The organism is Brevibacillus sp. NSP2.1 (assembly GCF_000470975.2).
Taxonomy (GTDB): domain Bacteria; phylum Bacillota; class Bacilli; order Brevibacillales; family Brevibacillaceae; genus Brevibacillus; species Brevibacillus agri.
On sequence record NZ_CP048274.1, the window covers coordinates 5422966 to 5448693 of the forward strand.

At 51.8% G+C, this 25728-nt stretch carries 24 protein-coding genes and 2 pseudogenes; 11 read left to right on the plus strand and 15 right to left on the minus strand.

The window, feature by feature from the left end; all coding sequences use genetic code 11:
• Window positions 1-60: 60 nt before the first annotated feature.
• From M655_RS26625 to M655_RS26640, 4 genes are all read right to left on the minus strand, one after another.
• Window positions 61-999, minus strand: a complete 939-nt coding sequence (locus M655_RS26625) for a coiled-coil domain-containing protein (protein WP_026558545.1) — start codon at window positions 997-999, stop codon at window positions 61-63.
• Between the two features lie 109 nt (window positions 1000-1108).
• Window positions 1109-1495, minus strand: coding sequence for a VOC family protein (locus M655_RS26630; protein WP_005832645.1), 387 nt, complete (start codon window positions 1493-1495; stop codon window positions 1109-1111).
• 118 nt (window positions 1496-1613) lie between these two features.
• A complete protein-coding gene (locus M655_RS26635; RefSeq protein WP_026558544.1) occupies window positions 1614-2714 on the minus strand; it encodes a threonine aldolase family protein in 1101 nt (366 codons plus the stop codon).
• A gap of 110 nt (window positions 2715-2824) precedes the next feature.
• Window positions 2825-3388, minus strand: a complete 564-nt coding sequence (locus M655_RS26640) for a bifunctional transcriptional activator/DNA repair enzyme AdaA (protein ID WP_026558543.1) — start codon at window positions 3386-3388, stop codon at window positions 2825-2827.
• 148 nt (window positions 3389-3536) lie between these two features.
• On the opposite strand from M655_RS26640, the gene M655_RS26645 reads away from it, so the two are divergent.
• From M655_RS26645 to M655_RS26655, 3 genes are all read left to right on the plus strand, one after another.
• Window positions 3537-4505: a DNA-3-methyladenine glycosylase family protein gene (locus M655_RS26645; protein WP_081414816.1), complete on the plus strand. Its 969-nt coding sequence runs from the start codon at window positions 3537-3539 to the stop codon at window positions 4503-4505.
• Window positions 4506-4525: 20 nt separating this feature from the next.
• Window positions 4526-5644: a deoxyribonuclease IV gene (locus tag M655_RS26650; protein ID WP_005832638.1), complete on the plus strand. Its 1119-nt coding sequence runs from the start codon at window positions 4526-4528 to the stop codon at window positions 5642-5644.
• 87 nt (window positions 5645-5731) lie between these two features.
• A complete protein-coding gene (locus tag M655_RS26655) occupies window positions 5732-6082 on the plus strand; it encodes an Ada metal-binding domain-containing protein (RefSeq protein ID WP_007779436.1) in 351 nt (116 codons plus the stop codon).
• Here M655_RS26655 and M655_RS26660 read toward each other — a convergent pair.
• A complete protein-coding gene (locus tag M655_RS26660) occupies window positions 6030-6458 on the minus strand; it encodes an SgcJ/EcaC family oxidoreductase (RefSeq protein ID WP_025847243.1) in 429 nt (142 codons plus the stop codon). The genes M655_RS26655 and M655_RS26660 overlap by 53 nt on opposite strands.
• Before the next feature lie 157 nt (window positions 6459-6615).
• On the opposite strand from M655_RS26660, the gene M655_RS26665 reads away from it, so the two are divergent.
• A complete protein-coding gene (locus M655_RS26665; RefSeq protein WP_005832633.1) occupies window positions 6616-7107 on the plus strand; it encodes a MarR family winged helix-turn-helix transcriptional regulator in 492 nt (163 codons plus the stop codon).
• Window positions 7108-7132: 25 nt separating this feature from the next.
• Here the strand turns inward: M655_RS26665 and M655_RS26670 are convergent, their stop codons facing one another.
• Window positions 7133-7498 (minus strand): hypothetical protein, encoded by a 366-nt coding sequence (locus M655_RS26670; protein ID WP_026558541.1) that lies wholly within the window; start codon window positions 7496-7498, stop codon window positions 7133-7135.
• A 185-nt stretch (window positions 7499-7683) separates the two neighbouring features.
• On the opposite strand from M655_RS26670, the gene M655_RS26675 reads away from it, so the two are divergent.
• From M655_RS26675 to M655_RS26695, 5 genes are all read left to right on the plus strand, one after another.
• Window positions 7684-8349: a response regulator gene (locus M655_RS26675; RefSeq protein WP_005832629.1), complete on the plus strand. Its 666-nt coding sequence runs from the start codon at window positions 7684-7686 to the stop codon at window positions 8347-8349.
• 1061 nt (window positions 8350-9410) lie between these two features.
• Window positions 9411-10556, plus strand: a complete 1146-nt coding sequence (locus M655_RS26680; RefSeq protein WP_025845287.1) for an IS4 family transposase — start codon at window positions 9411-9413, stop codon at window positions 10554-10556.
• A gap of 222 nt (window positions 10557-10778) precedes the next feature.
• The gene (locus tag M655_RS26685) at window positions 10779-11231 is read left to right on the plus strand and encodes a hypothetical protein (protein WP_286085883.1); all 453 of its coding nucleotides are present in this window, start codon (window positions 10779-10781) and stop codon (window positions 11229-11231) included.
• Window positions 11232-11338: 107 nt separating this feature from the next.
• Window positions 11339-12541, plus strand: a complete 1203-nt coding sequence (locus tag M655_RS26690; protein WP_129552163.1) for a transposase — start codon at window positions 11339-11341, stop codon at window positions 12539-12541.
• Window positions 12542-12691: 150 nt separating this feature from the next.
• Window positions 12692-13099 carry a hypothetical protein gene (locus M655_RS26695; protein WP_286085937.1) on the plus strand — a complete coding sequence of 136 codons (408 nt, stop codon included), beginning with the start codon at window positions 12692-12694 and terminating at the stop codon, window positions 13097-13099.
• Window positions 13100-13691: 592 nt separating this feature from the next.
• On the opposite strand, the pseudogene M655_RS26705 reads toward M655_RS26695, so the two are convergent.
• A pseudogene (locus tag M655_RS26705) lies at window positions 13692-14875 on the minus strand (IS110 family RNA-guided transposase).
• 275 nt (window positions 14876-15150) lie between these two features.
• On the opposite strand from M655_RS26705, the pseudogene M655_RS26710 reads away from it, so the two are divergent.
• A pseudogene (locus M655_RS26710) lies at window positions 15151-15375 on the plus strand (TetR/AcrR family transcriptional regulator); the annotation flags it as partial.
• Between the two features lie 191 nt (window positions 15376-15566).
• Here M655_RS26710 and M655_RS26715 read toward each other — a convergent pair.
• A complete protein-coding gene (locus tag M655_RS26715; RefSeq protein ID WP_026558563.1) occupies window positions 15567-16598 on the minus strand; it encodes a LacI family DNA-binding transcriptional regulator in 1032 nt (343 codons plus the stop codon).
• A 331-nt stretch (window positions 16599-16929) separates the two neighbouring features.
• Here M655_RS26715 and M655_RS26720 point away from each other — a divergent pair, with 331 nt between their 5' ends.
• Window positions 16930-17982 (plus strand): 2,3-butanediol dehydrogenase, encoded by a 1053-nt coding sequence (locus tag M655_RS26720; RefSeq protein WP_005827925.1) that lies wholly within the window; start codon window positions 16930-16932, stop codon window positions 17980-17982.
• A 108-nt stretch (window positions 17983-18090) separates the two neighbouring features.
• On the opposite strand, the gene cntE is transcribed toward M655_RS26720, so the two are convergent.
• From cntE to M655_RS26755, 7 genes are read right to left on the minus strand one after another with little or no spacing between them, the layout of a single operon-like run.
• On the minus strand, window positions 18091-19311 hold the full coding sequence (cntE, locus tag M655_RS26725) for a staphylopine family metallophore export MFS transporter CntE (RefSeq protein ID WP_025848680.1): 1221 nt from the start codon (window positions 19309-19311) through the stop codon (window positions 18091-18093).
• A gap of 50 nt (window positions 19312-19361) precedes the next feature.
• Window positions 19362-20105 (minus strand): ABC transporter ATP-binding protein, encoded by a 744-nt coding sequence (locus M655_RS26730; RefSeq protein ID WP_026558564.1) that lies wholly within the window; start codon window positions 20103-20105, stop codon window positions 19362-19364.
• Window positions 20092-20913, minus strand: coding sequence for a staphylopine uptake ABC transporter ATP-binding protein CntD (gene cntD, locus M655_RS26735; protein ID WP_005827919.1), 822 nt, complete (start codon window positions 20911-20913; stop codon window positions 20092-20094). The genes M655_RS26730 and cntD overlap by 14 nt, the downstream gene beginning before the upstream one ends.
• A 6-nt stretch (window positions 20914-20919) precedes the next feature.
• Window positions 20920-21813 (minus strand): staphylopine uptake ABC transporter permease subunit CntC, encoded by an 894-nt coding sequence (gene cntC / locus M655_RS26740; RefSeq protein ID WP_025848684.1) that lies wholly within the window; start codon window positions 21811-21813, stop codon window positions 20920-20922.
• Window position 21814: 1 nt separating this feature from the next.
• The gene (gene opp1B, locus M655_RS26745; protein WP_026558565.1) at window positions 21815-22747 is read right to left on the minus strand and encodes a nickel/cobalt ABC transporter permease; all 933 of its coding nucleotides are present in this window, start codon (window positions 22745-22747) and stop codon (window positions 21815-21817) included.
• Between the two features lie 8 nt (window positions 22748-22755).
• Window positions 22756-24378 carry a staphylopine-dependent metal ABC transporter substrate-binding lipoprotein gene (cntA, locus tag M655_RS26750; RefSeq protein ID WP_026558566.1) on the minus strand — a complete coding sequence of 541 codons (1623 nt, stop codon included), beginning with the start codon at window positions 24376-24378 and terminating at the stop codon, window positions 22756-22758.
• Between the two features lie 21 nt (window positions 24379-24399).
• Window positions 24400-25725 (minus strand): opine metallophore biosynthesis dehydrogenase, encoded by a 1326-nt coding sequence (locus M655_RS26755; RefSeq protein WP_026558567.1) that lies wholly within the window; start codon window positions 25723-25725, stop codon window positions 24400-24402.
• Window positions 25726-25728: the final 3 nt, after the last annotated feature.

The following is a 25728-nucleotide window of genomic DNA, read 5'->3' on the forward strand; positions in this document are numbered from 1 at the left end:
TAGCAAAAAGCCTGATCGCATCCAGTCTGGTTGGGGACGATCAGGCTTTTGCTTTTTGCCTCACGCATTTTCAATTAAAGCAAGCGATTTTTGCCGAAGCTCGGCTATCTCGGCTTCCACCGCCTTCAGCTCCCGCTGGAGGTCGTTCAACAGACTTTCCACCTTCGACCGCTTTTCCTTCGCCTGGCGCAGCGACGTCGAGATACGATCCTGGACGATCCAGTCGGTAATGATGTTGTCGAAGAAAAAGTCTGCGAAGGTCAGCATTTCGCCAATCTCGATGCGGATGTGGCTCTGGCGCTGCACGTCTTGCAGCTCCCGCTCGAATCGCCGCAAGCTTTTTTGCGCCTGGTGGATCGACTCGCGGGCTTCGTTGATCCGGTTGTGCTTCATCGCGGTGGAAATCGCACCGCCGCCGAGCATGTCCCACGTCCCCCAGGAGCTGGCGGAGTCGAGCTTGTCGATCGCCTTGCGGAGCTGCAAAATCGCGGCACTCCCCGCGCTGATCGCCTCTTGCAGCTCTTTTTCGTGCGCTCCCAGTTCGGCTTCCCGCTCGCTATGTACACGTAGCTGCATCGCCAGCTCAGGCCGCTGCTTGCGAATCAGCCGCTCCTTCTCGACGAGCAGAGCGACGAGCCGCGCTTCCAGATCCGACATCTGCTGCAGCCTGCGCTCTACCTCTGCAAGCTCCTCTTCCAGCTCTTTTACGGTATCGGCCGCTTCCTCGTACTTCATTTTCGCTTGCAAAAGCTCTTCCGTTTCCTTGGACAGCTTCTCTTCTTTTTTTCCAATCAGGCTGTAAAAAAACGCGCCAAAGGACATGCCGGTCAATTTATCCACGTCGCGCTGCTCCCGCTGCAATTGCTTGTGCAGCAACTCGCGTTTTTGCACGGCTTCTTTGTACTGCTCCTGCAAAAGCTTCACATTGTGCTCCGCATGAAGCTTTTGGCGCAGTTGGGCTTTGACTTGTGCAACCTGGCCGTTCAATTCCTGAAACACGGCTACCCCTCCCCTGCAAACCCTTTCTTTTTTCATACGGGAGCAACGTGCAAATGTTTCAGTTTTTGGAAAATGGCCGTTCCTTTTCCTTATCGGCGCTCTGCCCTGCTCATGACATTTGATAAATTTGGATCAGATTGCCGCACGTATCGTCCAATACAGCCAAGGTCACGTCTCCGGCTTCCGTCGGCGCCTTCGTAAAGACGACGCCGAGCTTGGTCAGCCGCTCGTACTCCTTGTGAACGTCGCTCACTTCAAACGCCGTCGCCGGGATGTTTTGCTCAAAAATGGCTTTTTGGTAGGCCAAAGCCGCAGGATTCGTGTTTGGCTCCAAAACGAGTTGCACACCATCCGGGTCTTCCGGAGACACCACCGTCAACCATTTGACCCCGCCCATTGGAATATCCATTTTGGTCACGAACCCGAGGACGTCCGTGTAAAACTTGTGCGCCTTGTTCTGATCGTCTACAAAAATACTCGCCAAGCTGATTCGCATAGTGGCCCTCCTGCTTTTTTCAAGTTTATTCCGCTAGTGTACCCCACTCAAGCCGCTTGCCTACCTGTCATCGTGTACAACTGCCAAAAATTCCTCGCTCGCTCATGAACGCTCCCTGCTACGCCTGCAAAGCCTCTCTTAACTTCTGATCGAGCACCTGAAAGACGTTTTGCAGCTTTTCCTTCGGGATCGTCGCATAGCGGTCGCCGAGGCTGACCTCATAGTAGCTGGTAGCCTCGTCTACCTCCCGAACATAATGCGAGAGCCCCACTCCCGTCTCCTCGCACACGGCGAGCAGGATAGGCTCCAACCGCTCCTTGGGCAAGCTGATGTGAACGTGAAACATGTTGGATACCGGCACAGTCGGCCGCGTGGAAATGCCGTGGCACTGGTTGTACAATCCGGCAAGCTCCTTGGCCTGCTCGTAATACTCGGCGAACTTGTCCTTTCTCGCCTCGAAGCAGACGTCAGCCGGAATGATGTACGGATACAGGCTGATTAAATCGCCGCCATGCCGTCTTTTCCAGACAATCGCTTCCTTCGTGAAAGCGGCGTCCCCTGCCAAAATCGCTCCGGCAATGCCGCCGATCCCTTTGTAGATGGAAATGTAGACACTGTCGAACAAGGCGCAGACCTCGGCGGCTGTTTTCTGGTAGTACGGCAACGTTTCCAAAAGCCTCGCCCCATCCATGTGCAGGCGAATGCCTTTTTCCCGACAGTAGTGGGAGATCGCTTCCAGCTCTTCATACGGCGGCAACTGTCCGCCGATCTCGCGCTGGGGCAGTTCCAGCAGCAGGCAGGCGATCTCTTCGTTCATGCCCAGAACGTCCGCAAGCGAGATCACCCGGTCTTTGTCGGCAAGCAGCACAGGCTCGATCTGATGCAGCTTCCGCAGCCCGTCCTCCTCGTGAATCTCCAGATGGCAGAGCGGGTGGTAGGCCACTTTGCGGATTCCTTTCGCGTCGCACCAGATGCGCATGGCGATTTGCTGGGCCATCGTGCCGCTCGGGAAAAAGACGGCCGATTCTTTGCCCAAATATTTCGCCATCTTGTTTTGAAAGTTGTCGATGACTTCTCCCGATCCGTACACATCCGCAGCCAGATCGCCGTCCACCTCTTGAAAAATGCGCTGCAATTGACGGATGTCCCTCTTGCTGTGCCCTGCGACTTGATAGGTCGTTTGATTGAAAGCTTGCAGCAGCGTTTTTTGATCGCCCATGTTGGCAGGTCCCCTTTTTCTCCATACTGAGTAGACTGCGAACAGCCTGATCGTGCCAGCACGATCTTCTCTCTCCAAGATATCACATCTTGTTCGCAGCCTACCGCTGATTATTGGTTCCCGTGCAGTTGGTTTTGGCGGTATTCGCTCGGCGTCTGTCCCGTTGTTTTTTTGAACAGCGTGATAAAATACGGCGTATTCGGCACGCCTACCTCCGCAGAAATCGCGGCAATCGGCTTGCCAGAGCGCGTCAGCAGTTCCTTCGCCTTGTCGATCCGTTTTTGCTGAATGTATTCCACAGGGGTCATTTCCTTGATCCGCTTGAATGTCCGATGCAAATGATAGGGACTGCCGTGACACATGTCTGCCAGGTGGGCCAACGTCAGCTTTTCGCTGTAGTGAGCGTCGATATAGTTGGTGATTTGCGCGACCCATTCCCGATCGGGCAAACGCTGTCCCGTAGGCTTGCACCTTTTGCACGGACGAAACTCTTCGCGAATCGCCTCGCTCGCCTGCTGAAAAATCCGGACATTGCCCCATCTTGGCGGCTTCGACTTGCACGATGGCCGACAAAAAATTCCGGTCGTTTTCACTGCGTAAAAAAACTGGTCGTCATAGGACGCATCGTTGGTGATGATCGCTTTCCATCTCTCTTCGGTGACACCCAGCTCCATTTCGCCCACCTCCACCGTCAGTATATCCTCCGCCGGACTCATCCGCACGGCTATTCCAATAAAATAGCAAGATAACGAAATGACAGCCCAGCTTTCCTGTTATACAACTAAGAAGGTTGCCGCCAGACTGACAAGGGAGGCTTTTTTAATGACGGAAAAAAGCAGAAAGACAGCCGCACAATTGCCGAGCCGTGGTCTACCCGCCGGGGCTTGGGTCGATAATAGAGAGGAAATCATCTTGCACGTGCCAACACCTTTTTCCTTTACGCAAAACCTGCATTATTTGTCGCGCGCCAAAGACGAGTGCCTGTATCAGATTGAAAACGATCGCCTATACAAAGCAATCCCGATCGCAGGCCAGACGCCTGTCGTAGAAATTCGCGCAGAGGAAGATGCGCACCTGCACATTCGCTTTCTCGGCGACGCCACTCCCACAGCAGACGTGCGCGCGCGAGTCGCGGAGTACGTCTACGACTGGTTCGATCTGGGGACGAATCTGGCTCCCTTTTACGACATGGCGCAAAAAGACGCCCTGCTGAAAGGGGCAGTCGATTCGTTTTACGGACTGCGCAACATGGGCATCCCCGACCTGTTTGAAGCGATGAGCTGGGGGATTCTCGGACAGCAGATCAACCTGACATACGCCTACACATTAAAGCGGCGGCTCGTGGAAAATTTCGGACGGCCCGTCGTGTGCGAAGGCAAAACATACTGGGTGTTTCCTGCTCCGGAAACCATTGCAGAGCGGACCGTGCAAGACCTCGCTGTGCTGCGGATGACTGCCAAAAAGTGCGAGTATTTGATCGGCGCAGCACAACTCATCGTTGAAGGGAAACTGTCGAAGGAGCTATTATGGGACGGAGGAGATTATCAAAACGCAGAGAAAACACTGGTCAACATTCGCGGGATCGGTCCGTGGACAGCCAACTACGTCCTCATGCGCTGTCTGAGGATGCCGTCTGCTTTTCCCATTGACGATGTCGGCTTGCACAATGCCATCAAATACGTACAAGGTACGGACAGAAAGCCGACCAAAGCCGAAATCGTTGCGCTGTCCCGCCATTGGACGAGCTGGGAGTCATACGCTACCTTTTATTTATGGCGTTTTCTTTACTAACCAAAGGAGGTTCCACCTGAATGCTGAAAATAGGCTCGCACGTCTCATTCTCCGGAAAAGGACTGCTCAATGCCGCCGAGGAAGCCGCTTCCTACGGCTCTAGCACGTTCATGATCTACACGGGAGCACCGCAAAACACGCGGCGCAAACCGATTGAAGACCAATACATCACCGAGGGCAAGGAAGTCATGGCCAAAAATGGCGTCGAGGAAATCGTCGTCCATGCCCCGTACATCATCAACCTGGGGTCTTACAAGGAAGACACCTTCGAGCTGGCCGTCCGCTTCCTGCAGGAAGAAATTCGCCGGACAGACTACATCGGCGTCAAAAACATCGTGCTCCACCCGGGCGCCTATACGGACAAGGACGCGGAGTACGGCATTGCGCGAATCGCAGAAGGCTTGAACGAAGTGCTCGCCGGGGTCAAAGACACCGACGTAAAAATCGCGCTGGAAACGATGGCGGGCAAAGGAACAGAGATCGGGCGCAGCTTCGAGGAAATCGCCGCGATCATCGAAAAAGTGGAAGACAACAGCAAGCTCGCCGTCTGCATGGACACTTGCCATATTCACGATGCGGGCTATGATATCGTCCACGATTTTGACGGCGTCCTGGAGCAGTTTGACCGGATTATCGGGCTGGATCGCCTCACCGTCGTCCACCTAAACGACAGCAAAAACTTCCGCGGAGCGCAAAAAGACCGCCACGCGCCCATCGGTGCCGGACTGATCGGCTTCGACGCCATGAGCTACATCGTGAACCACGAGAAAATCCGCCACTTGCCGCTCGTGCTGGAAACGCCGTGGATCGGAAAAGAAAAAGGCAAAGAACGTCCGATGTACGAAGCAGAAATCGCGCTGCTGCGCGGCGAGGTGGAAAAACGGTTCGGGGACGAGTTCATGGACCACGTAGAGCGCCTGGACTACTTTTTCCGCAAACAGGATGTGACCAGACGCGAATACGTCGTCGGCATCTGGGAGCTGTTGAAAAACGACGCGAAAGCCAAAAAAGCGGACAGCCGCGAGCCGATGGAGCGCCTGTACGACATGGCAGTGGAAGCACGGCTGTTCCCGGAGCTGTCTGAAGAGCAGCTCAACCACCGCCTGACCGCCTGGTTCGCGATCCCGAAATTCTCCTAAATACTCCTGCTCGAAAAAGCATCAACCTGGCTGCGCGGCTTCCTTTTGTTGAGGGCGAAATGACAATCCAAAACAGGAGGAAGCCGCATGCATGCCAGCGAAAAGCCCGGCGCAAGCCACCAACAGAACGGCCTGAAAACCTACACCCTTCTCGGGCCCGACCGCCGCCCTAACCAAAGTTACTCTCGCGGTACGCTGGGAGGATATCGGCGGCGCCACATATACGGACGCCTCGATTGCCCCTCCGCTCTGCGGGCTATAGCCAAAGGCGGGTATGTGGCCCAGCGGGTGTTTTTTGCCGATGAAAAAACGGCTCTGGCAGCGGGCTATCGTCCGTGCGCAGTTTGTTTGCCGGAAAAGTATGCGCAGTGGAAAGCGGAGCGCACTACCTCCGGCCTGTCGGAAGCTCCTGAATCCGGCAATTGTGAAACGCCGTAATTTTCCACACGCCACGTTGCTTGACGACCACATTCGTATTGATCGAGTCTCTGTCGTTTGGGTCCTGTTCGGGATTCGCCAGTCTGGCCTCGCCCGTTGCGTGCACCACAGCTACGTTTTCTGCAAGAAACCGCGGCTTGCATTCAGCAAGAGCGCTCGACTCCAATGTCGAACCTTTCAACGGCCCGTGAAACAGCCACCCATGCACCTCGGCGATTTGCGCCCTTCCCTTCAGATGCTGCCCCATGAACGTCACGTAATCCGCATCTTCGGTAAAACAATCCCCGTACGCCGCGGCATCTCCCCGATTCCAGGCATCAACCAGCGCAACAAACACCTCGCGAATGTCTTGCACGTCTTTTTCCCGCTGATTCATTTTTGCTCAAATCCTTTCCGTTATAGGATGGGGAAAATCGCTTTGCTTTTTGTGTTATACTTGTGTCCAGAAAAAAGCTTAATCAACCAGTTATCTTAACTGATTGTATATCTTAATTGATTAAGATATATTCGAAGCGTACACCGGAGGTCCAGTTATGTCAAGCGATGATCGCCAGCACCCTGCACTCAGCCTTACCCCCATCCAGCAAGAGCTGCTCCAGGAAATTCGCACAAACAGCTCCCGCGCTGTCATGTTCCATCAAATGATCTCGGAAAAATTGGGCTTGAATGCCACCGATCACAAATGCCTGGACTTTTTGTACAGGTCTGGTCCGGTCACAGCCGGACAGCTTGCCGAATTGACCGGACTGACGACAGGCGCGGTCACCAACGTCATCGACCGTCTGGAGCAGGCAGGCTATGTGGTGCGGGCCAAAGACCCGAAAGACCGCAGAAAAGTGGTCGTCAAGCCAACCGATCATGGCCCGGACAACATCTCGCCTTTGTTCGATTCGATCCTGCACAAGACGATTGCGCTGCTCGACCGTTACACCGAGCAGGAAACGCGCGTCATCCTCGACTTTTTGAAAAGCTGCAACGCCATTTCCTTGGAAGAAATGAACAAACAAAAAGAAGCCGGCTCTTGATAATGAGAGCCAGCTTCCTCACGACTTACAGCGTGTTGGCCGGAATCCGAAACAACACGTACCGCCCCGTCCACATCTCTGACGTGATAACGATCTTCTCCGCGCCCCGCACAAAAAAGTACCCCGATCCTTCCTGCTGAACAAAGCGCCAGCCAGCCGCCGCCACTTCCCGCTTCATCGCTTCTGCCCCCGCGCCTTGCCCGGAGGGTGCGCCGTACCAGTCGACGCCCTCCACGGTTGTCAGCTTGATGAGCTTGCCGTCGTAGCCGTTCAGGAGCGTCTTGACCTCGCTTGCCGAGCTGCCGGAAAAAGGCAGCGCAGGCCCCGCCTGCAAGTAGACGAAGCGAGCCGCCATTGCGAGCAGGCAGAAGACAAGCAACGCTAGCAGCACGCGCCCCCTCGTTCCTCGCCAAATCGTTGACACTTTTCACACATCCTTCAAAAAAAGGCAACAGAATAGTCAGGTTGAGTCATTCTCAATCGTTGTCGCCACCTCTACAATTCTTTGCAGAAGGCTGTGCCCCTTCCGCAGCAATCCCTATTGATGCAAAAAACGCTCAGAAAGAAGGATCGCCCATGATGCCTTTTCGGGTTTTGATCGCAGACGATCATCCGCACGCGCGCGAGGCGATTAAAAGCGTGCTCGCGGAGCATCCCATATTCGAACTGGTGGACGAAGCAAGAGATGGCCAGCATGCAATCCAGCTTTGCCGCTTGCATCAGCCTGATCTCGTCCTGATGGATATTTCCATGCCGCAGTGCAACGGACTGGAAGCGACCCGAATCATCAAAGCGCAATACCCGTTTATCAAAATCGTCATGCTGAGTGTCTCCGACGACATTGTCGACCTGTTTACGGCAATCCAATACGGCGCCCAAGGCTACTTGCTGAAAAACACCAACCACGAGGACTGGATATCGTATTTGCAGGAGCTGATCTCCGGTGAATCCCGCCACTCGCGCAAGCTTGCCGGAAAAATGCTCTATCCTTTCATGGACACGTCCACGAGCGACGAGCCTCCCCCCTCTCTGCTGACCAACCGGGAGCAGGAAATCGCGAAATACGTGGCGCACGGGAAGACGAACCTGCAGATCGCCAATGCCTTGTCGATCCGGGAAAATACGGTCAAAAACCACATCCGCAATATTTTGGACAAGCTGCAACTGGAAAACAGGGTACAGCTCGCCTCCTACGCCGTCCGCCATCGCTTGGCAGAGACAGACAACCAGCCGCTTGTCTAGCAGTAGAGCTTTTCTTAACAGATGCACAGGTAAAAGCCCGGCTTGTCACAGCAAAAGACAGCCGGGTTCCACCTCAAATGTAAATCCTTGTCCTAAGCCTTCGCCCCTATGTAAAGGCTTTTTTATATTGGCCGTAATACGTAGCACGAGCATTGAATGAGCGAATTCTAGCACACAAAACTTTCTGCTAAAGGACAAAAAAGAGAAGTTTGCATTGCTAAAGTCTGGTAAAACAGAACATACGCTTGCTTTTTCTCCAAAAAAACTTGTAGTGGTTGTTGTATTTTTACGTATCCCAGCAAGCGGTTAACCGCTGCAAGAGAAAATATTTACATCAACTAAAGAACTTAATGGTATGGTTGTAGCTTTGTTTTGGCTCGTTGTGTCGGGGAGTCTATTGGCATTTATAGCCGGAAGTCAGCAATTGCTCTGCAAACATATTAAAAATGCTAAAAAATCTGGTTGAAACACATAGCCTTCGCTAATGCGAGGGCCTTTTTTGTATGCTTGCGTAAGCAGAAGCGAATTAATGCGAAGGAATAGCAGAGACGGAGCTTGAGAAGCCGAAAATATTCAGGAAAAAATCTCCAGAACTTTTTTGTATGCCAAAACGTCATAACAGGTGAACATAATAAACGTCGTGAGCCGATAGTGCTCAAACGATTATCAAAGGATGTTTAGCTATCGGTGTTCCATGGGCCAGAAAGGGAACTGTTGGGATAACGCTCCAATGGAGAGCTTTTGGGCAAAGCCAACAATAATGGCTTAATGGTAAGCTTTTCAAAATACGCAAATGAAGTGCGTACGCAGTGTTTTGACATATTGAATCCTGCTATCACCGCAAAAAAATGATACGCAGTAAAGAGCCATATGATGTCTGAAGAGATTGTGACACAATCAAAAAATAAACAGGAGTGTGAAATCACTAGCGTTGCATTAATCTTTTCCCATCATTCAAAATACACATAATCTTTGGTATTTGGTTGTCTAGGGAACAAAAAAATCCTTTACACTGGAAAGGTCAGGTAGTTCCTGTCCAAATCCAACGCAAAGGATAGCTCATGGACAAGAATACCCTATTTTCTTCATTTGGTAAATGGGTTGCACCCATCAATATTATGAAACTTCAACAACGAATTGACGAAACGGATCAAGACAAGTACGTGAAGAAGCTGACGACAAAAGCGTATCTTCTCCTATTTTTACATGCCCAACTTCAGCAACGCGAAGGGCTTCGAGCCATTGCTGACGATGTTCTATCAAAGAAATTTCAGCAAGAATTAGGACTGTCATCGATCAGCCCCGCACAGCTTAGTCGAAAAAACAATCGGGTAGAACCTGCTTTGCTTGAAGAAGTTTTTGTCGACCTTGTCCAGCAAATTCAACGCGTTTCTGGAAAAGCCTGCTCTCTTCGAAAACACATAAAGATCATTGATTCCACTACAATTGGATTATGTTTGCAAAAGTATAAGTGGGCAACCTTTCGCGAAACAAAGGCAGGAATCAAAATTCATCTTCGTCTCGTTTTCGCAAGCCAGGAGGATGTCTATCCTGAAAAGATTTCCCTAACTTGTGCCAAATCCAATGACCGCACCCAAATGGAGTCGCTGATTGATGAGATCGGAGCCATGTACGTCTTTGATCGAGGGTACGTGGATTATGAAAAGTTCGATGAGTATACCGATCAGGGCATCTTTTTTGCTTCACGTCTCAAGGATAACGCGGAAACTCGTCATTTGTATACTTTCAAAGTACCACCAGAAAGCTCCGTTTTATCCGACTCCATGATCCTTCTTGGAACGCCACAAAAACGGGTGGATAATGTGTTACGACTGATTGAAACGCATGATTCGAAAGGAAATCGTATTCGAATCATCACCAATCGGTTCGACTTAGAAGCAGAAGAATTGAGCGACATCTACCGTTGGCGCTGGCAAATAGAACTGTTTTTCAAATGGATGAAACAACACGCAAAGATCAAGACGTTCTATGGAACAAGTGAAAATGCGGTCTGGAATCAAGTTTTTCTCGCTCTCATTGCTTACTGCTTGTTGCTTCTTGTAAAGCTGGAAAGAAACAGTCAGCACAGTCTGCTGCAAATCAGTAGATGGCTCAAAGTGTTTCTCTGGCAGACCTTTGAACAATGGATAGGCAGAATGGATTACCAATCCAAACGAACATCCAGAGGGCGACAGAAAAGGAAGTAAGTGTTGTTTGTTGTTGTCGATGTTGTAATAAATGTATAAAACTACCAAATGGATAGTGGCTACCTTTTGCTTGGCTGTTCTCGTTTTTGGTTGTGAAGTTGAAAATGTCATTCAGAATAATTTGACAATAGATGGATTCATTTTTTATGCAACGCTAATGATTCCGAAGGCAAAAAAATAAATGAAGAGAATATTGACCAAGGAGCATTAAATAGTCTTACTATGCATAAGGATATTTATTATATTTCTTCTAGATATAAAGGCGATTACTACATTCTCCCTAAAAACAGTCGATTAACAAAAAAAAGAATTGAATCAGGAAAAGGAGTTACAAATACATTCTATAACAATGATAAAATTACATTTATCACTAACTGGGGACAAAAAAACGAGAAGGGAACTATTTCTTATACGAGTGGAATATATTTACTTAACGATAAGAGTGAACCTGTCGAATTTGTTCTAAATAATGGTTTTTTCACAAGCGGAACCTTTTTTAACAATCATATATATGTATTGACATTTGACCCAACAGTAAAAGAGGAGCAAATATTAAAAGTAAATTTGAATGGTGAAATAGTAAAAAAGTTTGTGCTTGGCAGGTCTCCCCGATTTGAATTCAGATCAATTACTACAAGTAACGATTTTGTATATGAGCCTTTTGCAGATTTCTGAGCCCTTTCGTATCAAGCACTTGAAAAGCATAAAAAAGGACTTCACCCCAAGAAGGAGAAGTTTTCAAGCAACCACACACGAAAACTTTTCGAGGAAGGTGAAGTCACTTGTATATTCTCCAGCCATCACTTTTTTCCTTTGAGGAACTGCAAAAACTTGAATCGAAAGAACGTCTGCCCTTATTTTTTTCGGTTCTGGACTTACGCCCGTACGCCAAAGAATTGAGAAGCATTACGCCCCAAGGGGCAACGGGACACAGCCGCGAAGCGATTTTACGGTCTTTGTTGGCGGCTCCTTTCGAAGGAATTTCGCAATTTACTGCTCTTCATCTGAGACTCACAAGTGATTTACGCTTTCGTTACCAGTGTGGGTTTCCCATTGATCGACCCGTTCCATCCATTGCAACGTTTAGTCGCGTATTTGCTCAAATTGTCCAGAAAAGCGTTGCCGAGAAGCTGTTTTACGACCTCGTCATGCAATGCCGTGAAGAGGGAATCATTACAGGAACGACCATTGCCATCGACAGCACGGCGATTGATGCGTATGAAAAAAAGCAACCGAAATCTCGCTGCCAAGGAACAGGAAACGCCACCTGGGGAGCCAAGTTCGACTCCTTTGGCAATAAAATCACGTGGTTCGGTTACAAAATTCATCTGGCAGTAGACGCGGACAGCGAATTGCCTGTTGCTTTAGAAGTCACTCCTGCTCACGTCAACGATGGAGACATGGCTCCTCCTCTCCTGGCACAAGTGAACAACCAAGCCAAGGAAGTGTGTAAGAATTACGTGATGGATGGTGGATACGATCATCTCAAGAACTACGAAATCGCTCATCAATACAAGGCACAGGCTATCATTCCTCTAAACCTCCGAAACGAGAAAGAGCCACCTGCTGGTTATACGTCAAACGGAACGCCTCGATGCAGCATGGGATTTGAAATGGTGTACGCAGGTGCTGACGGAACCCATCTCAAATTTCGTTGCCCGCATGTGATGGGAAAAGTAGAGTGCCCACACGGCTCAGCTTGGTGCTCTTCCTCCAACTACGGAATGGTCGTAAAAGTGAACGTCCACGATGATCTCCGCAGATTTTCTTTGCCACATCGGGACACAAAGAATTGGAAGAAGATGTATCACAAACGGACGAGTGTAGAGCGATGCAATGCCCGTTTAAAGGAAAACCTGACAGCGAATGATCTACATGTCGGTGGCATTCAAAAAGTGAAAACGTATGTGTATTTGAATGCTATCGTATTATTGGTGTCTGCTCTGGCAGGAAAGAAAGCCAAGCCATCCAAAAAAACGGCCTAAGCACTCTTTTGAAAAAAGCAGCATCGCAAAATTCTGTCCGAATGCCCATCTTGCTTTTAGGCTTTACCTTATAAAAGTGGCATTTCCCACTTTACGTACCATTAAACTTCATTTTTTAAACGAAAACCTAATTTTGCAAAAGGCTCATATATGTATTCTAATGATGGAAAATTACTATTTATAGATACAGCAGATAATCTTCAAGAGATACCCCTTACGAACGGAACTGGTAAAGTATTTAAAATATTTCCTGATTACCAAGGAATACATGTGCTGTTCTATAACGGAGTTTTTATTCAGATAAAACAAAATAAGGTCAATAGTGTCTTGAAATTACAAAATGAATCAAATGAGCATCTAATTAGCATCCAATCCAAAATTAAAGGCAAAGTATTACACGTTCTATATACATTTGATAAAGCATATTACGGAAAATCCTATAAATATGAAGGACTTATTCGGCAATATAGCCTCGATGATGGCTCTGTATTAGCTGATTTTTATCTTGAAAAGCTAGATAATCTAAGATTAGTTGACTTCGATATAACCAATAATTAGATAGTTTAAAAAAGTAATTTGTTGTTTAACAATTCGCTTTAAAGGGAGTGTAATTATGGAGTTTTTAATATTTATTGGTTCCTATTTAATTGCATTTCACATACTTTCCATAATTATCACTGGGTGTTTACGTTTTTTTTTACCAAAGATTCATTTTCTTGTCTTTTTATTCACTAATGCGATGCTAGGGATTCTGTTCATAAAATATTTTGCATTGACTTGGTCAATTTCATTTTTATTTTTTAATTTACTTACTGCACTTATTGGAGTGGGAATCGCAAGCTTGCTTAGGAAATTAATTCATAATTTTAGGGAGGAGTGAGGGGATCAACATACGTAATTTACCACTGAGCTATACAATGCTCTTCCAGATTAACGTGTCAAACAATTACGTAATGCGGACACTTCCATGAGCGATCTCACGGCCTCTTTCGGACTTGCCCGCGGAGGGGCTCTACCACCATTTTGGAGACAAAAACCAGCTAATGTTTGTCAAGTGTTCTCCCTAGGCCATTTGTTCGTTTTTTGGTATACTTTATGAAGGCATAGCAAAGAACCTCCATTGGCGTGGAGGCTATCTGGATATATTTGGTTATGGGGTTTTGTAGGGCTCGCCTTTACACAGGATTGCGTACATGTGATGGAGAAGCTTGTTGGCGCAAGCAATCACCGCTACCTTGTAAGGCTTGCCCTCTTTCTTTTTCTTGTCGTCGTACTGCTTGAGTCGTGGATTCGCGCCGTTCCTTAGACCGCACTGTACGGCTACATACAGCGCTCTGCGAAGGCGTTTTGAACCTCGTTTGGTAATCCGGTTGCTGGTTGACGTAAATTTCCCCGAGCTGAATACGCCTGGATCTAGCCCTGCAAAGGCCACAGGCTGTTTGGGACTGGTAAACTGGCTTATATCCCCTGTCTCCGCCACAATCACTGCGGCTAGCTTCTCTCCGATTCCCGGAATGGATTGAAGCAATTCCACTTCCGGTAGGGACACAGCCATTTCTCCTCCATCTGCTCCTCTAAACGCCCTAGTCGCTCTTGCAAGCAAATCAATAAGGAAACCATTTCATCCAACATCATGACTTGCGCAGAGCTGACCTCTTCTTTGCTCCATTCTTTTAAAGCACGCTCCATGCGCTCCGTTTTCTCCTGCATCCATGCTTGGCTGTGTGATCTGCCTGTTGCTTTCCGTAAGACGCTCTCCAGCTTCTCTTCTTCCCCCTGCAGGCAACACTGCAAAACGCGTAGTGACGTCGCCGAATACAGGTCATAAAACACACCTTCAAATGCCGGAAAGACCTGATCGAGCAAAGCTCTAGCGTTGCGTTTGGCCTGCACATACAAACCCGTTACAAACTCATGCTGCCGGGTGACATGTTGAAGCTCCGCGTAGGATTCTTCCTGTGTTCGGTGCGGTTTTATCTCCCCCCGGTAATACATGTCCGCCAAGTGTCACGCATCCGCCGCATCCGTCTTCACCTTCCGCAGTTGCGTCCCTTTTGCCCGCTTTGATTGTAACGGATTGAGAATGAAATGCCGATATCCGTTGCGCGAAAGAAAGGAAGCCACCCCGCGATGGTAATGTCCCGTCGCCTCTAAAATGACAACCGGTTCTTGACCTGTTCGCTCTCGCAGTTCGGTGAGTCGTTCCCCCAGACGTTCAAATCCTTGCTTTCCATGGAGAAGGGTTTCCGCTTTCCCAAGCGCTTCATTTCGGTTGACAAACGCTTGCATGACGCTGCTCCCCTTGGGCACATCCAATCCGATAACGGGTTCCATAACATCCTCCTCAAAAATACATTCGCCGGCACTCCCACGATGGTTCCAAACCGATAGCTTCGCTTGTGATACGAGGTCACCGCCTCTACCAGCTCAAACATGGTCATTGGGGATAGGGGGAGAACAGTTTTTGTGACGGGGTGAGCTCCCCTAAAAGCCGCACGTTCTCCCGGCTACCGCCATCTTATAGTGCCTAAGAAAAAAGGCCAACCAGAAATGACTGGTTGACATGATAATACGAAAAGCCCCCCGAGAATCGCAACAGGAGGAATCCCATGACCCGCAAGACACGCGCAGAAATGTTGGCGGAAACGCGCGCCAAGTTGGTCAGTGCCGCCAGACAAGCTTTTGGCACGATCGGCTATGCAGATACTTCGATGGATGAGCTTACCGCTTCTGTCGGCCTGACGCGCGGGGCGCTCTACCATCACTTTGGCGATAAAAAAGGCTTGCTTGCCGCCGTCGTCAAACAGCTCGATGCGGAAATGGACGAAAAGCTGACCCCGAGGCGGAATTGTCCAAATCGCTGCGCAGCCTCTCCGCTTTGTTGAACGGACTGCTGGCGACGAAGCAGCCGCTGAACTAGCTGGTTCACGCACGAAAAAAGCCGAGGAAGCGCAAGGAATCATCAGCCCTTGCGTCACTCGGCTTGCCGTTTTGGCCCTATTGGCCGCTTCTGCTTTTCGACATGCTAAATATCCAAAGGCGACTGGCGAATAACCGCCACACTTGACTCCCGCACAATCAACCGCGGCTCGAACTGCACGCGCTCGTAGGCGCCAGCCCCATTCTCACGAATCCGTTTCAGCAGCAGCTCCGTAGCCAACCGAGCCACTTCCTCCCCCATGATCGAAACCGAACTGATCTGCGGAGTCGTGATCGTCGTCCAGACGTTGTTGTCGATCCCCACGATCGCGACATCCTCCGGCACGCGAACGCCCAGCTCCTTGAACCGGTTCACAATCCCGATCGCCACCATGTCGTTGACCGCGTAGATCGCGTCCGGCATGTTTTTCAGGCTGAAAAAATAGTCAGCCGCCCGCCGCCCTGTTTCAAACGAGAAGTCCTCGCCAAAGTAGACGAGCGAAGGATCGACGTGTGTCAGCGAGCTTTCGTAAGCGATGTAACGTTCCTCGGTCTTGTCCTTTGGCGCGCCTGCGTAGGCGATGCGCGTCCGGCCGATTTTTATCAGGTGCTCCATGACGAGCCGCCCTTCCTGACGGGCCATGCTGACCACATCCGCCTTCACATTGTCGTCGAGCTTTTTGCCGTAGTTGATGATCGACACCGGGACGCTCGCTTTGTTGATGAGCGGGACCAACGTTTTCGGATAGGCGAGCGGCATGATAATCAGCCCGTCTACGTGCAGCTTTTTCACCTCGCGCACAGTTTCCAGCTCTGTGCGGGCATTGCCGGAGGTGTTGATTTGCACGACACGATAGCCATGCTGCTTCGCCGCTTGCTCCACCGACCAGGCGATATCGGGAATGATCGCGTTGCGAATATCCGGAACAGCCAGCGCAATCTGATACGTCTGCCGCACCTTCAGGCTCTGCGCGGAAGTGTTCGGAGTGAAGCCCAGCTCCTCGATTACTTGCAGCACCAGCGCTTTCGTCTTCGGACTGATCCCGCCGCTGTCGTTAATCGCCCGCGAAACGGTCGCAATCCCCACCCCTGCCTTTTTCGCCACGTCTTCTATCGTCACTTTGTTATGGGTATCCACTGCGATGCTTTCCTTTCCTTCTCGGAATCGTTTTCTGCTTTCTACGAATCTGTTCTCGTTATCTATCGTTATTATAGCACACACGGTCTGCGCGGTAACGAGGTGCCACCGCAGCACAACCCAGCCATGTTGGCAAAAAGGCGGCTCCACTGGACAAAAGAAAGAGCCGCTGTCATAACACTTTCGTTACACTTCGCACTTTTTTCACTTGATATTACAGTTTGACAATATGTCAAAGTTATGACATATTATTTTTCGGAAACGTTTCCTATTTTAATTACTGTTTTCGGCAGATATACAATCCCAATTCCCTGCAAGGAGCTGACAAATGATGAAAGCGTTACGCTGGCACGGTTTGAAAGACCTCCGTCTGGAGACAATCGCGGAGCCTCAACCCCTCAAAGGACAAGTGAAAATCAGAGTGGAATGGTGCGGCATTTGCGGAAGCGACCTGCATGAATACGTGGCAGGCCCGATCTTCATTCCGGAAGGAGCACCGCATCCGCTTACAGGCGAAAAAGCTCCTATCGTCATGGGTCACGAATTTTCCGGACAAGTCGTAGAGGTCGGAGAAGGCGTAACGAAGATCAAAGTAGGCGATCGCGTGGTCGTCGAGCCGGTCTTCGCGTGCGGAACTTGCGCTGCGTGCGCGCAAGGCAAATACAACCTGTGCAACAAAATGGGCTTCCTCGGACTTGCTGGCGGTGGCGGCGGCTTCTCGGAATACGTGGCGTGCGATGAACACATGGTCCACAAAATTCCGGACACCCTCTCCTACGAGCAAGGCGCACTGGTCGAACCATCTGCAGTGGCGCTCTACGCGGTGCGCTCCAGCCAACTGAAAGCCGGCGACAAAGCAGTCGTATTCGGTGCCGGCCCCATCGGCCTGCTCGTCATCGAAGCGCTGAAAGCAGCAGGCGCAGCGGAAATTTACGCGGTCGAGCTGTCTCCTGAGCGCAAAAACAAAGCGGCTGAGCTTGGCGCGATCGTCCTCGATCCGAAAGAGTGCGATGTGGTTCAGGAGATTCACAACCGCACCAACGGCGGCGCGGATATCGCATTTGAAGTAACAGGCGTGCCTCCGGTTCTCACGCAAGCGATCGAATCGACCAAAATCGCCGGACAAATCATGATCGTCAGCATCTTCGAACGCGAAGCGCCAATCAAGCCGAACAACATCGTCATGAAAGAACGCTCGATGACAGGCATCATCGGCTATCGCGACGTGTTCCCGGCCGTCATCAGCCTGATGGAAAAAGGCTTCTTCCCTGCGGACAAGCTCGTCACCCAGCGCATCAAGCTCGACGAGATCGTCGACCACGGATTCGAAGCGCTGCTGAAAGAGAAAAACCAGGTGAAAATCCTCGTAAGTCCGAAAGCCTAATCGAAAACGATTCCACTATCATTTTTGCTTCCAGGCGAAAAACAGAGCGGAAAAGGCAGGTCACCCCCTTGCCTTCCGCTCTTTTTCCATTTTATTCCTGGTTGCTCTCTAGGAAGCTGGCTTTGCGCTCGCTGTTGCCTCGGCCAATGCCTTGCGCCGCTCGTAGGCAAACAAAATCATCGCCACGCCTAACACTGCGCACAGCATGTACATGAACGAATAAGAAGACAAATCCGCCACCGGCCCCATGACGATCCCCCCGAGCGAAACGCCCAAATCAGCCGTCGCAATAAACAAGCCGATCAAAACATTGCGGCTCGCCTGGGGCAGCACAAAGGTCAAATACGTCGTCAGCGTCGGATAGAGCAGCGCCTGCGCAATCCCCATCAGCACAGCCCCGACATAAAAAAACAGAAAGCCTCCGGCGGCCGAAAAGGTCGAAAGGCTGACACTTTGCGCCGCCACGGCCAGTATCAACATGACGCCCATGACAAAAGAGGCGCGCCACTTCCCGTCGGAAGGAATTTTTTTCCGCAAGACAAACCGCGCCAGGACAACCGTCCCCGCCTGCAGCATGAGGAAAATGCCCGCATGACCGCCTGTAATTTGCAGGGCGTACAACGGGATAAAAGCAGTAACCGCTCCGAACACAAGAGAAGCGGTCAGCATCAGCACGCTGCATGTAAACAGGTGCGGGTTTTTCACAAACTGGCTGAAGGACGAAAAGCCGACCGCCTTCTGCTCGACTTTCGCTTCAGCCTTGGCCTGCGCATCCTCTTTGTCGATTTTGGCGGTAAACCCGACTACGCCTGTCAAAACGGCGATCGCCACCATCGCAAAAGTGAAGCTGTTCATCTCCCCTGGCTGCCAGATGCCGAGAGCGAGTAGCGGCCCGACAATCCCCGGCAAGTACGCGCACAGCGAGTACATGGAGATCCCTTGGGACCGCTCCTTTTCCGGCAGGGCATCAATAATCCCGAGTTGCAGAGCCATGGAGAAAAAGGCTGTGCACACCCCTTGCAGCATGCGGGCGACAAAATACCCTTCCAGTCCGGTAAACGTGTACAAGATCAAGGCTGCCCCGTTGAGGACGAGAATCGTGCGCAACACCTTGATCGGCCCGCGTTTTTGAATGATGTGGCCCGCCCACGGGCGAAGCAGCATCGTCGTAAACAAATACGCCCCCATAATAATCCCGATGGTTGTATTGGAAGCTCCCAGCGAAGAGCCTTGCAACGGAATGATGACGTTCAGGATCGAGTTGGCGCTAAAATAGAAAAGAGTCAAAAGGTACAACCGCAAAAATGGCCAGGCCAACGCTCCTCTCACAACTTTGTTCCCTCCCTTTTACCCGTACATGTATGTCGGTTTTGCTTCCATTAGAGCATGACTGTTTGCAGCAGCTTTTTGGCATAGGCGGACTGCACGTTGCCCAGTTGCTCGACCGAAACGGTTTCCTCCACCCGCCCGCTGCGGACGATCATCACTCTGTCGCACAAATAGGCGGCCGCCTGCAAATCGTGCGTGATGAAGATGTAGCCCATGCGGTAAGTGTTGCGCAAGTCTTTCAGCAGTTCCAGCACCTGCATCTGAACCGATCCGTCCAGCGAGCTGATCGCTTCGTCCAGCACGATGCACTTCGGCTCCGTCGCGATCGCTCTGGCGATGCACACCCGCTGGGCCTGCCCGCCCGACAGCTCGTGCGGATGCTTGCTGCGATAAGTGGAATCAAGCCCGACTTGCGCAAGCAAAAAGTCGAGCTTGCTGTCGGCTTCCTTTTTCCCCAGCCCCATCATCCTAAGCGGCTCCATCAATGCCGCCTCGACCGTGTAAAACGGGTTGATCGAGGACGTGTAGTCTTGAAAAACGGCGCTGATCCTGCCGTTTCTCCCTCTGCGCTTGGTCACGCTTTCTCCCTCGAACAACACGCTGCCCCGGTCCGGCTTCTCGATCCCGAGCAGCAACCGCCCCAAGGTAGATTTGCCGCTGCCGCTCTCGCCGATGATTCCTAGGCATTCCCCGTCCCCGCATTCGAAGCTGATGCCAGCCAGCACCTGCTCTTTCTCCTTGGAAAAAAAGCCGCCTTTTCTATACGCTTTTTCTACACCGTCAACCTTCAGCAACCGCGACGCCTCCCATCACCCTACTGAAATGCTGGCTAAGCGCAAGCTTGTTGGACACCAGATAGCGTGTGTACTCATGCTGGGCTTTGGCAAAAATTTGCTGGGTCGTCCCGCTCTCGACCACTTCTCCCGCCTTCATGACCAGCACTTCATCCGCGATCTTTTTGACCGCGCCCAGATCGTGGGAGACAAACAGCAGCGAGCAGCCCATTGTTTGCCGCAATGCGATAAACTGCTCGACGACCTCATACGCAGAGACGGCGTCCAAGGCAGTCGTCGGCTCATCTGCAATAATCAGATCCGGTGCGAGGACGATCGCCAGCGCAATCATAATCCGCTGCAGCATGCCGCCAGACAGTTGATGCGGGTACTTGTTCATGATCTCAAGCGGATGTTTCAGCATGACGCTTTCCATCGCCGTTTTCATCCGCGCCGTGATCTCATCCCGGCTCCAGCCATAATGCGCGGCGAGCGTCTCCCGCAGATGGACCCCGACCACGCAAGAAGGGTCAAAGGCACGCATGCCATTTTGCACGATCAGGCAAATCTGTTTGCCGCGCTTTTGGCGCATCTCTTTTTCTGAGAGCGCAAGCAAATCCTCTCCCTGGAACCGTATCTCTCCCGACTGGCGCAGCCCGCTGCCGTTCAATCTCATGATCGCTCCGCACGTCAGCGACTTCCCGCTGCCACTCTCGCCGACAATCGCCAGGCAGCTCCCGGCCTTGAGCTGAAAACTGCTGCCCGCAACCAATTGCTTATTGGTGCGGTTATCCCAAATTTGCAAATTCGCTACTTCCAGTACGTTCATGCCCGGTCACACGCCTCCTTTTCCTTGCAGCCCGACAGCCGAAGCAAAGACACTCGCTTGCGGCTGCTCTTTTGTCCGAACGAGCTTGGGGTCGAGCGCGACCTGGAGCGCGTCCGACAAAAAGTTGACGGCCGACACCGTGATGACGATGGCAAGCCCCGGCGCGAGCATTAATTCCGGGTGGGAAAACATGACTTCCCGCGCTTCGTTCAGCATCATGCCCCACTCCGCATGCGGAGCCTGAATCCCTAAGCCGAGAAAGGAAAAGCCTGAGATTTGCAAAATCATCGAGCCGAACGAGCTGCTGGCAATCACGGCCATCTCAGGCGTCGCCACCGGAACGATGTGCCTGGCCATAATCGAGACGTGGCTCATCCCGATCGCTTTGGAAAACTTGACGTACTCCGCTTCGGCATACTGTCTGACCGATGAGCGGATCACGCGGGCAAACCAGGGCCATTTGGACAGCACGAACGCGAGCAAAATATTTTCCAGCCCTACCCCCATGATCCCGATGATCGCCAATGTCATGACGTACCCCGGAAAAGACAGCATGACATCACACAACCGCATCAAAACCGCATCCACTCGCCCGCGGAAGTAGCCAGCTACAAACCCGACGACTCCCCCGATTCCTGCCGACAGGACAAGCGCCGCGAACACCCACAGCACGCTGGGGCGAATGCCGTACAGAAGTCTGGACAACACGCAGCGCCCGAGCTGATCGTTGCCCAGCGGATATTGCCACGATGCCGAAGCAAAGCGCAGCTCCATATGCACAGCCTTTGGATCATGGGGGGCGAGGACGGGAGCAAAAATGCCAGCCAAAGCGATCAGCGCAAGCACAGCGAGCGAAACTACAGCGACTTTGTCATGAAGCACATTTTTCAGCAGTCTCATCTTATCCATCTTCCCTCAGCTTCGGGTTCAGTACCGCCTGAATCACGTCAGAAACGGCATTGAACAAAATAAAAGCGACAGCCAAAACGAGCACATACGCCTGAATGACCGGAAAATCCCGGCTGACGATCGCCTTCACGCTCAGCGTTCCCAGCCCTGGCCAGGCAAAGATGTTTTCCACCACGACGGTCCCCCCCAAAATAATCGGAATCGCCATGCAAAACACAGAGGTCGTCACCTGCAGCGAATTGCGGACAACGTGTAGCATGATCGTTTTTTCCGGCAAACCGCAGGCCCGGCTGTAGCGGACGTAGTCTTCGTTCATGTTGCCGAGCACTGCGCTTCTGACCATGCGGAAATAAATGCCCGCATAGCCAATCGTGATGACTGCAACAGGCAAAATGTAGCTTTTGTACGAATCCATGCCGCTCGTCGGCAGCAAATCGAGCTTGACGGCAAAATACCAGACCAACAGAGCCGCCAGCCAGTAGGATGGCATCGCGGCCAAAAAGAACGAAACGCCCCTGACGGATTGATCGATCAGCTTGCCTGCCTGCAGGGCGCACAGCACGCCCAACGCGACAGACAGCACGAGAATCGCGACGACCGAAACCAATGTCAGCTTGACCGTGTTGACAAAAGCCGGGCCAAGCAACGACCATACCGATTTTCCGGTGACAAACGAATTGCCGAAGTCAAGCTGCAGGCAGTCGGCGAGCCAGTCGAGGTAGCGGACGACAAACGGTTGATCCATCCCAAGCTCCGCCCTCGTCTGCGCGATCAGCTCCTCGGTGATCGTCGGCACGCCCTGCGCTTGCAGGACCACCTCCGCAGGGTCGAGCGGAGAGAACTGGATCAGGCTAAAGGTGCAAAACGAAACCATCAGCAACAAAGGAATCGAGATCAGCAACCTTTTCAACACATAGCTGCCCATCGCCATCCTCACTTCCCTGCAAAATTCATCCGTTCAAACGGCAGCTCGTACTGCGTCTGCTTGAAGGAAATGCCTTGCAGGTCTTTGGGAGCCACAATCGTCACGCTGCCATTGGTCAGCGGTACAAAGACTGCTTCCTCGTGAACGATCGTCAAAATGTCCGCGTACAGCGACTTGCGCGCCTGCTCGTCTGTCGATACCATCACGTCTTCGATTTTTTTGTACAGCTCATCGGCCCGCGCAATTCCGCTGGTCGTATGGTAATAGGACGACTTGGAGGTGAAGGCCGCAATCGTGCTCTGCGGATCGTAGGCAAGTCCCCACGTCTGGTTGAACAGCAAGTCGTAGTCTCCGCTCGCCCTTCTGTTGGCAATCGAGGACGACTCCTCGCCGACCAACTCAAGCTGAAGCCCGATCTTGGCGAGTTGATCCTGCATCCATTCCGCCTGCGTTTTTTGGGCGGAGGAATTGACGTCGTAATAGAGCTTCATGGAAAGCGGCGCGCCGTTTTTCTTCCGGACGGCGTTCTCCTGCTCCTGTACCCAGCCGGCCTGTTCCAGAAGCTGCTTCGCTTTTTCCGGATCGTACTCGCGCTTTGTCAGTTCGACATTCGCGTAGTTGACGTTGGAAGAGAACAAGGTGTGGGCAGGAGGCTCTGTGCCGCCCAAAATTTGCTTGCTGATCGTCTCCCGGTCGACCGCGTGCCAAATTGCTTCACGGACGGCCCGGTCTTGCACAGGACTTCCTGCCTTGCTGCTGTTGACGGCCAAAAAGCTCGTATTCATCGGCTGACTGCGAACAATCTGGTACTTGCCGGATTGTTCAAGCTGGTTCATCGCTTCTACATCCAGACTGTTGGCCCCCCGGTCATCGGTAAACACGAAATTGACCTCGCCTTTTTGCAGCGCCAAATAGGTCGTCTCTCCCGCAGGCAGTACTTTCGCGGTGATTTTCTTGATCTTCGGTGCCCCGCCCCAGTATTGTTCATTCGCTTCAAAGACGGCAAACTGCTCCTCTTTATGCTCTGTCAGCTTGTACGGCCCTGTGCCGTTGTAGCCGATGATGCCATTTTTCGTTTCGCCGTCAATGAAGCTTTTGGGCGAGACGAACACGTACGGCCTTGTCATCGACAGCTCCACCAGAGTCGGGTAGTACGGCTCGGACAACACCAGCTCCACCGTATGCTCGTCCAGCACGTTGCAGCTCTTGATCTTCGTCGAGAGCTTGATCCAGGAATGCTTGCTCGCATTGCTTTGCACCGCTTCGATGTTTTTCTTCACGGCCTCTGCATTGAATGGCTCCCCGTCATGGAACTTCACATTTTTTCGGAGATGGAACGTGTAGACCTTGCCGTCTTTGGAAATCTCCCATGATTCCGCCAAAAGCGGCTTGATGCCCTCTTCGGTATTTTCCACCAGCGATTCATAGACCATGCCTTGCGCATACATCGCCCCTGTGTACAAATGCGGGTTCATGTCTTTAATATCTTTGGAAGTAGCCATTACCAGCTCTGCCGGCTTTTGATTTTGATCCGGCTCAGTGGTCTGCGCCGCGTTCTCGCTGCCGCATCCAGCCAACAAAACAAGCGAGAGAACTGCGCCCCACAGCCAGGAAGCTTTTGCTCGATTCATGTTTCTGTCCCCCTGTATTTCCTACTGATTGTGTCGATTTACCGCATAGTCGCGTGCTTTGCCCAGCTCGCGGCAAATCATCTGCACGTCGTTTTCAAAGCTTTGCACGCGAAACGCGTCCGATAGCGCTGCCCCGGCCAGCCGCGAAGCCGCTTCCTCCAGCTTGCGCTCATACGTGGCGATGAACTTGTCCATTTTCGGACAATCCGCACCGAGATGCGCCGCAATTCCGCGGATGATTTTGATTCTGTAGTAATCCTCCTTGGGCATGCGCGGAATATCCCATTCGCCTGCCTTGTTGACGAACATGGTGCGAATCGGGACCGCGGAAAAGTCGAAGTATTTGCCGTCCTCGTCCGGCTCGGAAAAAGGATCGACCAGCAAGGAAGTGTAGCGGATGTAAAGCAGGTACGACTGACGGATCGGCTCGAAATACGGGAAGTGCTCGATCTCGTGCCGCGACAGGCTTTCCGGACGCACCGGATAGTTGTCGTCTGTCATGAACTGCAGCAGGTTGACTGCTTTCAGCCCCAGCTTTTCCACCACGCCCGTGATCTCCTTCCACTGCCCGAGCATGTCGGAGATGACTTCTTGCGTGATCGGGCCTTCCGGGAACATTTTGTACACGTATTTTTTGACCTTTTCCTCGCCAAAAACGACGCGCAGCGAAAACTCGTTCATAAACAACGGCGGGTGCACGTACAACGATATGTTTCGCGTCTCGGCCTCGATGGGCGTATCCATGGCTACAAGCTCGATGCCTACTTGCTCGTATAGCTCGCCGATCGCTTGGACAGCGGCAGACGGCGTATGCGTGGAGCCGATGAATACTTTTTTCTTCACGCCTGTCGTGATGACCTGATGAGACGGGCTGCCCTCCAGCCAGCGCGTGTCTCCCAAATACGTCGAAAAGCTGATGACTTCCGCCTCGGCTTGCAGCTCGGTCAAAAATTGACGGATCAAGCTGGCGGAGCCAAACGTCGGGGAAACGAGTACGACGCGGCTGGCCTTCCGCACGATTTGTGGCCCCAGTTGCTTCAGCGCTTCTATGTACGCGTCTGCCGTGACCGCCAAAATCAGCGTATCCCACTCGCCCGCCACCGTTTCATATCCGCAAAAAACGTGGTCGAGAACGCATTCGCCTGCCAGCCTGTGATGCTTTTCATTCTGGATATGTACAGACAGGCGCTGGTTGCTTTGCTTGACTGCCGAAAAGAAAGGCGCGGAACGAACGGATTCCCGCCCGACAATGCCTACCTGACTGTCCCCTTGCTTTTTCAGCAAAACCGCCAGTTGAACGGCAGCCGGCCCCGTTCCCAGCAGCAACACCTTTTGAAAAACGCTCATCAT